13 protein-coding genes are annotated in these 13,999 nt (G+C 48.3%); 5 read left to right on the plus strand and 8 right to left on the minus strand.

Going from position 1 to position 13,999, the window contains the following annotated elements:
* Positions 1–69: 69 nt before the first annotated feature.
* The 4 genes from GACE_RS05955 to GACE_RS05970 are packed head-to-tail and all read right to left on the minus strand — an operon-like array spanning position 70 to position 5,831.
* Positions 70–1,086 (minus strand): glycosyltransferase family 4 protein, encoded by a 1,017-nt coding sequence (locus tag GACE_RS05955; protein WP_048091982.1) that lies wholly within the window; start codon positions 1,084–1,086, stop codon positions 70–72.
* The gene (locus GACE_RS05960) at positions 1,083–1,685 is read right to left on the minus strand and encodes a 6-hydroxymethylpterin diphosphokinase MptE-like protein (RefSeq protein ID WP_048091984.1); all 603 of its coding nucleotides are present in this window, start codon (positions 1,683–1,685) and stop codon (positions 1,083–1,085) included. The genes GACE_RS05955 and GACE_RS05960 overlap by 4 nt, the downstream gene beginning before the upstream one ends.
* Positions 1,675–4,761 carry an isoleucine--tRNA ligase gene (gene ileS / locus GACE_RS05965; protein ID WP_048091986.1) on the minus strand — a complete coding sequence of 1,029 codons (3,087 nt, stop codon included), beginning with the start codon at positions 4,759–4,761 and terminating at the stop codon, positions 1,675–1,677. The genes GACE_RS05960 and ileS overlap by 11 nt, the downstream gene beginning before the upstream one ends.
* A 32-nt stretch (positions 4,762–4,793) precedes the next feature.
* On the minus strand, positions 4,794–5,831 hold the full coding sequence (locus tag GACE_RS05970) for a substrate-binding domain-containing protein (protein WP_048091988.1): 1,038 nt from the start codon (positions 5,829–5,831) through the stop codon (positions 4,794–4,796).
* A gap of 85 nt (positions 5,832–5,916) precedes the next feature.
* Here GACE_RS05970 and wtpA point away from each other — a divergent pair, with 85 nt between their 5' ends.
* Genes wtpA through GACE_RS05995 form a run of 5 tightly spaced genes read left to right on the plus strand, consistent with a single transcriptional unit; the run spans position 5,917 to position 9,707 of the window.
* Positions 5,917–6,954, plus strand: a complete 1,038-nt coding sequence (wtpA, locus tag GACE_RS05975; protein WP_048091989.1) for a tungstate ABC transporter substrate-binding protein WtpA — start codon at positions 5,917–5,919, stop codon at positions 6,952–6,954.
* A 34-nt stretch (positions 6,955–6,988) separates the two neighbouring features.
* Positions 6,989–7,732 (plus strand): tungstate ABC transporter permease WtpB, encoded by a 744-nt coding sequence (gene wtpB, locus GACE_RS05980; protein WP_048091990.1) that lies wholly within the window; start codon positions 6,989–6,991, stop codon positions 7,730–7,732.
* On the plus strand, positions 7,725–8,759 hold the full coding sequence (gene wtpC, locus GACE_RS05985) for a tungstate ABC transporter ATP-binding protein WtpC (RefSeq protein ID WP_048091991.1): 1,035 nt from the start codon (positions 7,725–7,727) through the stop codon (positions 8,757–8,759). Before wtpB ends, wtpC begins: the two co-directional genes overlap by 8 nt.
* Positions 8,760–8,806: 47 nt before the next feature.
* A complete protein-coding gene (locus GACE_RS05990; RefSeq protein ID WP_048091992.1) occupies positions 8,807–9,487 on the plus strand; it encodes a 4Fe-4S double cluster binding domain-containing protein in 681 nt (226 codons plus the stop codon).
* Between the two features lie 31 nt (positions 9,488–9,518).
* Positions 9,519–9,707, plus strand: a complete 189-nt coding sequence (locus GACE_RS05995; protein ID WP_048091993.1) for a DUF2116 family Zn-ribbon domain-containing protein — start codon at positions 9,519–9,521, stop codon at positions 9,705–9,707.
* Here the strand turns inward: GACE_RS05995 and pheA are convergent.
* From pheA to GACE_RS06015, 4 genes are read right to left on the minus strand one after another with little or no spacing between them, the layout of a single operon-like run.
* Entirely contained in the window at positions 9,652–11,559 is a 1,908-nt protein-coding gene (pheA, locus tag GACE_RS06000) for a prephenate dehydratase (protein WP_048091994.1), read from the minus strand. The genes GACE_RS05995 and pheA overlap by 56 nt on opposite strands.
* Positions 11,560–11,565: 6 nt before the next feature.
* Complete coding sequence (gene aroD, locus GACE_RS06005; RefSeq protein ID WP_048091995.1) at positions 11,566–12,174, minus strand: type I 3-dehydroquinate dehydratase; 609 nt, start codon at positions 12,172–12,174, stop codon at positions 11,566–11,568.
* Positions 12,164–13,141, minus strand: coding sequence for a 3-dehydroquinate synthase II (locus GACE_RS06010; protein ID WP_048091996.1), 978 nt, complete (start codon positions 13,139–13,141; stop codon positions 12,164–12,166). Before GACE_RS06010 ends, aroD begins: the two co-directional genes overlap by 11 nt.
* On the minus strand, positions 13,116–13,883 hold the full coding sequence (locus GACE_RS06015; RefSeq protein WP_084063680.1) for a 2-amino-3,7-dideoxy-D-threo-hept-6-ulosonate synthase: 768 nt from the start codon (positions 13,881–13,883) through the stop codon (positions 13,116–13,118). Before GACE_RS06015 ends, GACE_RS06010 begins: the two co-directional genes overlap by 26 nt.
* Between the last annotated feature and the right edge of the window lie 116 nt (positions 13,884–13,999).

The raw sequence follows: 13,999 nt of genomic DNA on the forward strand, positions 1-13,999 counted from the left end.
GTTTCGAATGACACCTGACTCCACCATCAGGTAAAAGCCGTCTAATTCTTGAGTGTGTCCTGCAGGAGTCTAAATGAGAGACATATACAGCTTCTCCACCTTTCTGGCGATTATGCTCCAGTCGTGCATCTCCGCAAATTTTCTGCCCCTCTTTCCAGCCTTAACGACTGTCATGTCATCCAGATTTTCAATGATTTCCCTGAGTTCCAGCTCATTGCGGAAAACAAAACCACCATGACTGGCAACATATCTAACCCCTGGAGTGCTGTACGCTATTACCGGAGTGCCGGACGCCATTGCTTCGAGGAGAACGATGCCAAACGCCTCGAGCCTGGTTTTTGATGGCAGAACCAGAGCTTTTGCTCTCCCCATCAGCCCCACCAGTTCCGAATAACCAATCCTTCCAAGAAAAGTTGCATCAACATTTTTCTTCCCGGCAAGAGATTTGAAATACTCCCTGTCCTCGCCATCGCCCGCAACAACCAGTTTCACTCCTGATCCCTCAAGAGCATTCAGCAGTGTTCCGAGACCCTTGTATTCCACAAGCCTCCCTGCATAGAGGATGAAGTCCTCCTTCTCCTTAGAGTAGGCAAAGTCATTCACCCAGATGCCGTTCGGGATGACGTGCAGTTTTTCAGCATATTCCTTCAGGACAGGCGAGGTCAATGCGTAATCAAGGGTTGTTGCAATTACCGCATCGGCTTTATCGAGAATGTCCCTCGTTATCTTCCAGTTTACATTCTCGCTCATTGATGCAAAAAATCGAGGCATGGTGTAACCGGAAACCCTGTTCGGGACCTCAACATCGTTGTGATATGTTACAACAAAAGGGCCTTCGTCAGCATACATGCGGGCAAAAAAGGGGCTTGGAATGTGAGCGTGATACACATCTGCCTCAACATTCACCTTCTGCAGGGGGATGGGAGAATACGGCACGGGAATGCTCTTCAGAACGACCTCTCCCGAGTTTGATGAAATCGTTATTACCTCGTGCCTGAACTTCAGTGCCTTTGAAAGGTTTTTCACATGGATTTCAACTCCCCCAATGTGAGGATATGCATAGGGAGTGATCTGAGCAATTTTCAAATCAGACCCTCTTTTTCAAGGATTTTTCTGGCCCATACAAGTTTCCTCCCCTTGATCCCTTCGGCACTGAAGTCAAATCCGTGCAGGGTTATTTTTTCAGCACCAAACCTCTTTGCGATTATCGCAGCCCTGTCTCCATCTGTAAACCCCCCAAAGTTATAGACTCTGTCGAAAGGCACATTCTGGGTCGTGCCGACAAATCTCCTCACCCTCGGAACCACCTCTCTGATTCGATCCATGTTATCCCCGTGAGCATGAAGAACGAGCAGTGTACCGTTTTCCTCGAGGGAAATCAGGAGACTGGCAGATTCCTCCATGTCGGTTACGTGAACATCCGGAGTTCTGTCCGACAACCCCAGCCACTTCACAATGGCCTTTCCCGCCGTTATGATTACCTCGCCGTCTATCTCGCTGTCCACCGCCCCACCAACAACCACAACATCCCTGCCTTCAATTTTCTCTCTGAGAGACTCTGCGTCGAGCAGCTTGTCCTTTCCAAGCTCATGCATCAATCTTGCAGCTTTCGCATCACCCTCGGCAGAAAAATTAAAGTCAGACAGGATTTGCCTGTACAGTTCAAACCATTCCTCAGGCCTCATACCTCTCAATGCCAATCTTTATCGTTCTTCCATCAATGTCCCACTCCCTGACGTAGCCCTCTGCCCTGCCAAAGACCATTTCCCTAGATCTCGTTTCCTCCTTAACGTAACCAACCCATCCCTCAAGCTCGTCAGGGCTCAAATCAATATACGTCCTGATGAACTCATCCACCTCGAGGTCCATCTCCTTCCTCATTTCCTGAATTCTCCTGACCACTTCCCTGGCGAAAGCCTCTCTCTTCAGTTCCTCATCAATTACAGTGTAGAGATAAACCGTTCCCCTGCCAAACTCCGCCACCTCGTAACCTTCCTGGGATTTGTAAGATACCTCAAGGGCCTCACTAACCTTCAACAGGGTACCATCAAACTGAATCTCGCCGTTTTTGACAATCTCTCTCAGCTCATCCTGGGACAGAGAGCTTACATACTTTGCAAAATCGCCCACCCTGTCCTTCAGTACCGGTCCGAGTTTTCTGAAGTTCGGTTTTGCAACAACAATCTTTTCGAATTCCTCCACATGCTCAACTTCCTTGACATTGCACTGGTTGAGTATTATCTCCCTCAGTGCCTCAACGGCCTTTCTGACACTCTCATCCCCCTCAACGACCAGCTTTCTCAGTGGCCACCTCAGCTTGATTCCGGCTTTCTGCCTTGCGTTATAGCTCGCCTCGCTCACGTCCCTCACGATGGCCATCATCTCATCCAGCTCATCGTTTATCCAGCTCTCATCGGCATGCGGATACTCTTCGAAGAAAACCGACTCCTCTCCTTTGCCGAACTTTCTGACAAAGTTCTGATAGATGTACTCAGAGATGAAGGGTGCGACAGGAGATACCGCAAGAGTCGTCCTCTTGACGACCCTGAACATCGTTGCATAGGCAGAAATCTTTGCAGGGCTGTCCTTCTCCTCCCATACCCTTCTTCTGACAAGCTGCACATACCATCTGCTGAAGTCCTCGACAACGAATCTGGAGAACTCCTTGACAAGCCTGTGAAGCTGGTAATTCTCGAGTGCATCTCGAGCAGTTTTCACGAACCTTTCCAGCCTTGAAAGGATCCACCTGTCCTCCACTCTCAGCTCGGTGCTCTCAACATCGACTTCCCTGAAATCGTCAAGCTCCATGTATGTGTGGGCAAACCTCACAGCATTCCAGAAGATGTTCAGCACCCTGAGGTAATTTTCAGCTTCATTCCAGCTGAACTTCAGATCCTCCCAGAGTGCAGATGAGAGGACATACAGTCTGAAGCCGTCAACACCTATCTTCTCAACCACCTTCTCAGGTTCAACCACATTGCCCAGACTCTTGCTCATCTTCCTGCCCTTCTCATCGAGAGTGAAGCCGTGCATCAGCACCGTTTTGTACGGAGCCTTTCCAAAGGCAATGACGCTTGTACCAAGCTGTGAATAGAACCAGCCTCTCGTCTGATCGTGGCCCTCCGTGATGAAGTCAGCGGGCCAGAGCTTTTCAAACATCTCACGCTCAAAGGGATAGCTGAGAGTCCCCCAGCTCGCAACTCCGCTGTCGAACCAGACATCAAACACATCCTCAACTCTTCTCATTGTCCCTCCGCATTCGCACTCAAAGGTAACCGCATCTATTCTGGGTCTGTGAAGGTCAAGGTCTTCCTTCCAGTCAATCTCGTTTATATCTCCAACAACCTTTTCCTTACCGCACTTTTCACAGATCCATACCGGGATCGGAATCCCCCAGTATCTCTGCCTGCTTATGCACCAGTCCCTTGCGTTGCTCACCCAGTCTCTGAATCTCGCCATTCCCGCCCAGTCCGGAATCCACCTTACACCATCCACTTCCTCAAGCATTCTGTCCCTGACCTCGCTGACCTTCAAAAACCACTGTTCAGTGGCTCTGTAAATTATGGGAGTCTTGCACCTCCAGCAGTGTCCATAGCGGTGTGTGATCTTTTCCTCGGCAAGCAAAAGACCCTTGTTCCTCAGATCCTCAATTATGACCTTGTTGGCCTCTTTCACATTCAACCCAGCATACTTGCCTGCCTCCTCCCTGTAAACGCCCCGGTCATCAACAGGATTGAACACCTCAAGCCCCTGCTTCATGCCCAGCTCGTAATCCTCAAGACCGTGTCCCGGTGCAACGTGGACGCATCCCGTATTTTCGGCTGAGACGAAATCGGCCATGAAGACCTGATGTTTCTTTTCCTTCTGCACAGGCACCTCATCAGCCAGGGGATGCTCATATTCCAGCCCAACCAGGTCCTCTCCAAGCTTGGTCTCAATTATCTCCCAGAGTTCGTAACCTCCCTTCCTGAGAATATCCTCCGCAAGCTCCTTTGCCATGATGAGGTACTCTATCCTCCCCTCCCTGTAGGCCTTGATGAGAGCATATTCAAGGGAGGGATGGACGGCAACGGCCATGTTTGCCGGCAGGGTCCAGGGAGTTGTGGTCCAGATGACAATGAACGTGCTGTCCTCGCCCCTGATGGGGAACTTGACATATATGGAAGGGTCAGTCTCCTCCCAGTACTCAACCTCAGCATCGGCCAGTGCGGTTTCACACCTCGGACACCAGTTCACGACCATCAGCTTTCTCTCGAGAAGGCCCTTTTCATGGGCTTTTTTGACGGTCCACCATGCAGAGTTTATGTATTCGGCTTTGATTGTCATGTAGGGATTTTCCCAGTCCATCCACACGCCCAGCCTTTTGAACTGTTCAGTCATAGCGTCCCTGTTCTCTATGGCATATTTCATGCATTTTTCAACGAACTTCTCTATTCCATAGCGCTCAATCTCCTTTTTTTCCCTGATTCCGAGCTCCTGTTCAACCTTGACCTCGATTGGCAAACCGTGCATGTCCCATCCGGGCCTGTCTGTAACCCTGTACCTCTGCATTCTCCTGAACCTCAGCACGGTATCCTTGATAACCTTGTTCCACGCAGTTCCGAGGTGAATCCTTCCAGTTGTGTATGGGGGACCATCAACAAAGAAAAACGGCTTTTTTCCCCTCTCCTTAGCCTTCTGATAAATCTTATTTTCATTCCAGAAATTATTCACCCAGTTCTCCACATCCCTGAAGGAGTAAACATTAGTGAAGAGCGTCATGTTGGAATGACTGGTTGCTTGATTAAAATAATTTATTGGTTCTCCCCCTCAACCAGCCTGTAGCCGGGAAGGAACTCAATCATACCCACAAACCATCTGGAGTTCAGCAATTCCTGCAATTTTTTCACCCCGTTTTTGTACAGGCAATCTCTGAGAGCAAAGCATTCGTATCTCTCCCACCTCAGATGATATGCCTGCAATCCGTATTTTTCAGCCACATACCTGAGCAGAATGCCGGCATCAGCATCGCCATTCGCAATTCGGTAAGCCACATCCTCATGAGTCCTGCACTCGTATTCAAGACCCCTGATCGACGCTTCACGAATTCCAAAAGTTCTGGCATACCTCTCAAACAGAGACCGGGCGAGTTCTCTCGTTCCAGAGCCAAGGTTTCTCGCTGCAAACCTGAGTTTACCTTCAAGAATCTTTCTTATGCCGTCTTCCAGTCCAGCAATACCCGAATCCCGCCGGAATGCAAAAACAAGTTCCCTCTCGAATCCGCCCAGTCGGACGACCCTGTCGAGAAGCCAGAACTTCTCAAGGAACGGAATGTTGTACTCTCCGCTTTCAGCATCATACAGATGGCAGCATGCCACGTCCGCCTCATTCAGGGTCAGCATGGCAAGCGCCATTCCCGAGCCGGGTGAAATGCTTTCCACATTCTCCTCACCGGCAAGCCTGTCAACAACCATCGCAAACAGAGGGTCGTTGCTGTATGCGATGAAGACAGACTCGGAGTGTCTTTCAGCCATAACTGTTCTTTTTTCAAGGTCCATTTTCGCCTTCATGTAAACAGCAAGCAGCCTATCACCAAAAGCCGTGAGGTGCGCACCTCCTCCACTCCTCCCGCCTCTCCTGGTCTCAACCACCTTTCTTCCAGAGATTCTCTCGATTCTGGAGAGTATTTCCCACGCTTTTGAATAGGGAATGCCGAGCGAGTGTGATGCTGAGAGAATTGAGCCTTTCTCCTTTATAGCCCTCAAAAGTTCGGCCGCATCGCTGTCAGCAACCTTTTTCCCATCATATTCAAGAAAAATCTCGATTCTGGGTGTTACGGTTCCGAAGTCCATGACATCTTTTTTCACCGAAATTTAAAACGTTATCGGTTTTTCAATAACGAAATATTTATGTTTAAACCCCGTTTACAGATGGAGCATGAAAAAACTGGCGATAGTGATGCTCTTCATAGTGGCAGCCGGAGTGTTCGCAGGCTGTTCGGCAGCAAATGAAAAACAAAGTGCGGTGAGTGCCGAAAAAGCAATCATCAAAATTTTCCACGCTGGTTCTCTCAGCAACCCCCTGAAGGACCTCGGTGAATCATTCACGGCATACGCAAAAGAGAAGGGATACAACGTGGAAATCCAGAACGAGGCGAGCGGCAGTGTTATGGCGGTCAGAAAGGTGACAGACTTAGGCAAGAAAGCAGATATTGTTGCGGTGGCGGATTACACGCTGATACCACAGATGCTTGTCCCGAATTACACGGACTTTTACGTCCTGTTTGCAAAAAATGAGATCGTCATCGCATATACCGACAAAAGCAAGTACGCCGATGAGATTAATTCCAATAACTGGTATGACATTCTGGCAAGAGATGACGTGAGCTTCGGATTCAGCGATCCAAATCAGGACCCGTGCGGGTACAGGTCAGTGATGGTTACGAAGCTTGCGAGCCTGTATTACGGAAAGCCCATCTTCGAGACTCTCATAGGGAACAACACCAACATCTACGCTGATGGAAACCACATATTCGCGCCCAAAGACATTCAGGTCGGAACAGACAGGATAATCGTGAGACCGAAGGAGAGCGACCTCACGGGAATCATAGAGAGCGGAAGCATAGACTACATCTTCACCTACAAGAGTCTGGCAGAACAGCACGGACTGAAGTACGTGGAACTTCCCGGAAAAATAAGCCTTGGCGATTTCAGTCAGGAAAAGTACTACAGACAGGTAAGCATAACCCTCGGCTCCACCGGTAAAACAATTGAAGCGAAACCGATTGTGTATGGCATAACCGTTCTTAAAGATGCACCAAACAGAGAACTTGCAGTGGACTACCTCAAATTCCTTCTGGGCAATGAAGGAAAGGAAATCTTCAAGAAGAACTATCAGGATTTCCTGAACCCGCCGATTGCTTTTGGAAACGTGCCTGAGGAGATAAAAGGCTTAGTCAAAGTTGAGAGTGAATAATTTTTTATTTTTTAACCAGCCAGACAGTGGTAACATGAGGGACTACGTAAATTCATTCTTCGCCCTCATCGGAAGCTTCATAGTAATCTACATCGCTCTGCCAATCGGTACGCTCATCGGAAAACAGATGCTCAATTTCGGAGCGCTTTTAAAGGCTCTGCAGGATGAGACGGTTCTTGAAGCCCTGAGAAACTCACTGATGACCTCGACCATCACGGCAGTTATCGCACTTCTGCTTGGAGTTCCCCTCGGATATATTCTTGCGAGAAAGGAGTTCAGGGGGAAAAGCATAATCCAGGGAGTTGTGGATGTTCCCATTGTCATACCCCACTCAGTCGTCGGAATCATGCTTCTCGTAACCTTTTCCAGCAAAATTCTCGACAGCTATCTCGGAATAGTCATGGTAATGCTGTTCGTCTCTGCCTCATTCACAATAAACTCTTCGAGAGATGGATTCAGGGCTGTTGACGAGAAGCTTGAGCACGTGGCGAGAACACTCGGGGCGAGCAAGCTGAAATCGTTTTTCACCGTCTCGCTACCGATAGCCATGCCCGCAATACTGAGCGGCGCAATAATGACGTGGGCCAGAGCAATAAGCGAGGTCGGGGCAATACTGATAGTCGCATACTATCCCAAAACGGCCCAGATACTCGTCATGGAATACTTCAACAATTACGGTCTGAAGGCCTCACAGCCGGTATCGGTGATTCTGATCATCATCAGTCTCGGTGTCTTCATCTCTCTGAGATGGCTCATAGGGAGGTCGAACAATGCTTGAAGTGAAAAACCTGAGCAAGAGCTGGATGGAATTCGAACTGAGAAATATATGCCTGAAGGTTGAAAAGCAGGAATATTTCGTGATTCTGGGTCCGAGTGGTGCGGGGAAAACGCTGCTGCTCGAGACCATAGCCGGGATATTCGTTCCCGATCAGGGGAGGATCCTTCTCAGCGGGGAGGATATAACCGAACTTCCGCCGGAAAAAAGAGGAATTGCATACATCCCTCAGAATTACGCCCTTTTCCCTCACCTCAATGTTCACGATAACATAGCCTTCGGACTGAAACTGAGAAAAACGCCCAGAAACGAAATGGAGCGAAAAATCGCAGAAATATCGGAAGTGCTTGGAATCTCTCACCTGCTGAAGAGGAATCCAAAAACCCTGAGCGGCGGGGAACAGCAGAGGGTTGCAATAGCGAGAGCGCTTGTGTTACGGCCAGAAATACTTTTGCTTGATGAACCGTTCTCAAATCTCGACGTGGAAACAAGAAACAGACTTATTGCTGAAATGAAGGAGTGGAAGAAAGAACTTGAATTCACGGCACTGCATGTAACCCATTCATTTGAGGAGGCGATCAGTCTCGGAGACAAAATCGGAGTGATGGTCGATGGAAGGCTCGAACAGGTAGGAGATGTCAAGGAGGTCTTTTCCAGGCCCAAAAACGAAAGGATTGCCAGATTTCTCGGTTTTGAGAACATAATCGAGGGGCATGCCTCGGAAAAGGTCCTCATAATAAATGGCACCGAGATCGAGCTGCCATTTGAGGCCGACGGTCGCATAAGGGTGGGGATAAGACCTGAAGACATAATCATCTCCCGCGATGCGGTCAGAACATCTGCCAGAAATGTGCTGAAAGCGAAAGTGAAGAGCATTGAGGAGACCGGTGCATTGGTCAAGCTCACACTCGATGCCGGGGATGTCGAGCTGAGGGCATACATCACCAGATCGTCGTTACTCGAAATGGGGATAAAGAGAGATGAAGAGATTTATGTCAGCTTTAAGGCATCAGCAATACACATATTCTGAGATTTTTTCATGACAAGTTTTATATTTGTTTAATCCGGTAAAACTCCATGCTGAATCTCGAAGAGATGAAGGAGAGGCTCGGTATTGATGTTATGGGTGTTGCAGATCTCGATTCTCTCAGGAGCTACTCCACATATCCTGAAAACCTCCTTGAAAAGTTCACAAGAGGAATAGTCATAGGTGTGAGGCTGAACGATGCTGTTTTCGATGGGCTGCCTGAAAGCAGGTCAATCTACGCAAGACAGTATCAGATCGCCAACGACAGGCTGGATCATGCTGCATTTGAAATCTCAAGAGAGATTGAAAAACAGGGCTTTAAAGCAATGCCCGTTCCCGCTTCAAGGATAATAGAGGGGCTGCACTGGAGAAGCTACATATCTCACAAGGCCATAGCCAGAGCCGCAGGCGTGGGATGGATCGGAAAAAATCTCCTGCTGGTTACAAAGGAGCATGGTCCGAGAATAAGAATGGCAAGCATTCTCACGGACATGCCCCTTGTAACCGGAGAGCCCGTCAAGAGAAGATGCGGTAAATGCAGAGAGTGCATTGAAAACTGCATAGTCGGAGCGCTAAGAGATTCCGAGTTTGAGGACTATCCTGTGAGAGAGGATGTCTTCGATGTCGACAGGTGTGCCGGAAAACTGAAGGAGTTCGCCTCGGACAGAAACATAGGGGCTATGGTCTGCGGGATATGCATAAAGGTGTGCCCGTGGGGAAAAAGAAGGTAAAGTTTAATAATGACATGACAGTGGAAAAGATATGCCCGGTATAATACCCCACAGGCACTGTATTGTTTGCGGGAAAGCAATCGAGCCAGAAGATGTCTTCTGCGGCAAAGACTGTCAGCAGAAGTACGAAGAGGATAAGAAAAGACAGAGAAACTACATGATATTCATGTTTGCCATGCTGTTTGGAATTCTGTTCCTGATGATGTTCTCTGCTCGCTGAAGACATCAAGCTTATCTATTTTTCTGAAGATTCCTGCAATCCTGCAAAATGCGGTTTTTTCTTTCAGTTCAGATAGAATGCTGTCATCGAGTTTTCTTTCAGCCTCTGCGAAAAAGACGTAATCCCCCAACTTTGTCCCCGCAGGCCTGCTCTCAAGCTTCCTGAGATTGATGCCGTGCCTGTAAAACACCTCAAGAACCCTGAATAGTGCACCGGGCTCATCCTCGACTCCAAAGAAAAGGCTTGTTATATCTCCATCTCCGTTTTCACCCGTTTTTCGTATAAGGTAAAACCTCGTCCTGTTATTATTTGCGGTCTGAATGCTCCTCTTTATCACATGCAGTCTGTAAAGTCTTGCTGCAAGCTCGGAAACTATTGCTGCAGAGCTGTCGTCGAGCATCTCCACCGCCTCACTGGTGCTTCTCGTGTACCTGATTTCAGCATGGGGAAGATAGTTGTTGATGAATTCAGAACACTGGGCAATTGCCTGGGGATGCGAGTATATGGTCTTTATCTCCTTCAGAGGTAGATCCCTCCTCGCAGCCAGATTGTGCCTGATGTCATGCTCATACTCTCCGAAAACCTGAACGTTGTATTTCAAAAGCGCATCCAGAGTGTTCAGCACGGTGCCGTAGGTTGAATTCTCAATCGGCACGATACCGCAATCCACCTCTTCCCTCTCAACTGCCCTGAAAATTTCATCCACGCTGCTCTTGTAGATCAGCGGCAATCTCGAGCCCGTAAGCCTGAGCGCAGCCTCCTCAGAAAAGCTGCCCATTGGCCCAAGGACTGCAACTTTTCTGCTGATGCCCAGAACCCTGTATTCCCCCTCCTTGGTGAGTTCCATGATCTTTTCAAATATTTCTGACACCCGCACAGGATTGAGACCTGTCCTCTTCAGAATCTCCCTCATCTTGACATCTTCAACGCGAGATATCTCTATCGGTTCGTTCAGCTTTATTTTTTCCATGGCAACCTTTCTACCGGCGTTCACTCTTCTCTCAATCAGCTCTAAGATGAGCGAGTCCAGCGCCCTGATGTAACCCCTGAGTTCATCTATCCCCTGTGCATCCACCGTGGCCTTGTATGACTCAAGAATGAGGGTGGAGTCTCTGAAGTTTCTGAATGAGTCTCTCAGACTGTAAACCAGTTCTCTGAACCTATCCCTGTCGCTGAGAGTTTCATCAAGAATTTTCGCATTCTCAACAACAGCCTTCCTCAGCTCTTCAGCGTTTTTCTGGATCAGGTAATACATCTCCCAGTTCTGGTTGATGATCCTGCTGGCAAGCTTGTGAAGAACGAGAAACACGGGACTGGCAATTTCAAAATCGTCACGGAACCTGTTCTTCAGGGAGAGGGCGAAGAGGAACAGAACGAAATGAGCAACACCCTGTATTTCAGCCATCCTTCTGTCATGCTCCTCAACCGACATCTCAGTTATGACTGCTCCGGACTTCCTGAATTCGTCGAGAATGGTCTTTTCCTCGGGAACTCCGCTTTTCCTCACAACTATAATGTTTGACAGTCCCAAATCACTGCCGGGACCGAACATCGGATGGATGCTGAGATACCTCAGCCCGTATTTTTCGAGAATGTCTATCGTATTTTTCTTAACGCTTGATATATCCACCACAAGCTTTGGAGCGGAAATACTGACAATCGTCTTCACTGCCTCTTCAATCCTGTCCATCGGGACGCAGAGAAAAACGACATCAAAATTTCCAGTCTCCTCAACTGGCACGTCGGCCTTCGATTCATCAACATCATAGCTCCTGACGTAATATCCTCTCGCCTCAAAGAAATCTCTGAAAATCCTGCCCATCCCGCCATGACCAAATACAAGAATCCTCATAGCCCTTCAGATCATTTTCAGTATTTTTCTCGCCGTGTAAATGTCGTACTGTCCGGGAGCTACCGCATTGTATAGCGAGCAGTAAATGAGCGGAGAACCCATAAGCAGGGACAGAATTCTGGTAAACGAATACTTCCTGCCCATGAGAAACGCAACAACGTTGTCGTATTCTGTGAGAAGTTTCATTATTTTAATCACGTCCTCCTTACTCCGCCCCATGGTCGCTATCTTGATAATGTCCCCTCTCCTGCCCTCAACTATGTCCTTAAGGACATCATAATCTGGCGTTTCAGCAAAGTTGTGATACGACTCAATAATGTTATTTTTCTCGAACTTCAGAAAGACCTCGTCATCAAGCTCATGTTCAAGGTCCACGTAACTGGCATACCGGGAATATTTCCTGAGAAGCTCAAGCCTGTCCTCCTCCTCACCATCAAACTGACCCCCATCTTCTTTCCTTCTGATGGTGACTATGTTTTCCTTCTCGGTCTGAATTCTATCGTACTCCGGATAAGATGGAAACAGATCAAGTCTGAACTCAATGATGTCTGCAACCCTCAGTGCCTGTGAAGCTTCCGCAAAGTTTCTGACAGTCACAACAAACCTACCCTTCAATTATGCTCTCCTCCACCGCCATGCCAAAATGTCTGGCCTTCTCGCCCATGTACGCAAGCACCCTGTCTCCCACCTTCAGCTCCGCTACACTGACGTGTTTCCCTTCAGGGGTTACCAGCTTTATCGTTTCGGCGTTTTGCAGGATTACCGAGCCTGAAACGCCGTTAAACCTCGCCCTGAGAAGAATCATTGGTCTCTTTTCTATCTTGACCCTTCCAACAAAGCTTTTCCTCGTTTTTCCGTCAAACCTCACTATCTCGACTTCGTCCCCAGCCCTGAGCTCGGCCAGATACCTGGTTCTCGACCCAACCCTGATGTAGGCATTCACACTTCCGGCGTTGACCCGAAACGGTCTGGAGGCAACATACTCGCTTTCCTCACTTTCACTTGCGACGAGGAACATGAACTCCGCCGAGTTTCCCACAAGCATGCCTTCTCCGGGTGACATTAGTGTGATGGTGTCCACACAGACCCTGTCCCCCACTCCAAGCTTTTTTATTTCAAAAATCTCTGCCTCAACAAGACTGAGGTCTTCAGACCTTTCCACTATCCCGGCGAACTCCCTCATCAGCTCTCTGCTTTTCGGTCTTATGGCAAAACCATCCGCACCCCTCTCAAGAGTTGTGAGAACCACCTCGGCCTCATCAGGTGTCTCTACAACGGGAATTATCTTCCCCTTCCTCCTCATCGCTATCAGGTTCTCAAGGGGAATTATTTTCCAGTTTTCGAATTCAATGAAGACCCTTTTACCCGCCTCAAGCATCTCAGCAACCCGGTTTTGATCATCCGCATCTGAAATTGCTTCAATTGTGGACTCCTCAACCTCAATATTTCCGAGCTTTCTGGCAAACTCCATAAAATCCCGTCTCACAGCCACACCCGTAAATCCTGTTTCTATTGCGTCTATCACGTGATCCCTTACATCCTCCCAGCTATCGCCATTATCGATTAACCATACCTCTTTCATATATCACACCATGAACTATTTCAGAGATTTTCATCGCAAGATTTCTTGGATTTCTGCTTTGAAAAACATTTCTGCCTATTGCTACTCCTCCAGCACCGGCAGATATCGCCTCCTCAATCGTCTTCAGCAGGGATGCCTCATCGGTCTTGCTTCCACCGGCTATCACAACTGGGACCTTTGAGAACTTCAGCACATCCCTGAAGGATTCAGCATCACCGGTGTAGTTGGTTTTAACGATGTCCGCACCTATTTCATTTGCAACCCTCACAGCAAGCTTGATTTCATCGGCACCGAACTCGTTTATCCCCACACCTCTCGGGTAAGCCATCACAAGCAACGGCATTCCATAATCGTCGCATTTTTCGGAGATGAGTGAGGCTTCCCGTATCTGCTCTATATCCCTCTCACACCCGATGTTTACGTGAACGCTAACCGCATCTGCCCCAAGCTGTATGGCCTTTTCAACGCTCGTGATCACCCTCTTGTCTAAGGGGTCGGGGCTGAGATATGTGGATGCAGAGAGATGGATAATGAGAGCCGATTCAAGCTCTTCCACCATGCTGGAGTTTTTTGCCATACCCTTGTGAAGAATGAACGCATCTGCAATGCCATCAAGCATTGCGATAATTCTGTCCACATCCTCAAGCCCATTTTCCGGTTTAGTCATTCCGTGATCCATAGGTATTATTATGGCTCTACCGTTTTTCATTATCCTTTTCAACCTTCGTTTTTTTCCCTGCAATTTTATTCACCTCTTATATTCAAATTGCTTATATATACTGACGCACAGACCATGGCAGCAACCATACCAGAACACCTCCCAGAACCGATCAGTAGCTAAAGCTATACGAGAAAAAG

Source organism: Geoglobus acetivorans, from assembly GCF_000789255.1.
In the GTDB taxonomy this organism is placed as follows: Archaea; Halobacteriota; Archaeoglobi; order Archaeoglobales; family Archaeoglobaceae; genus Geoglobus; species Geoglobus acetivorans_B.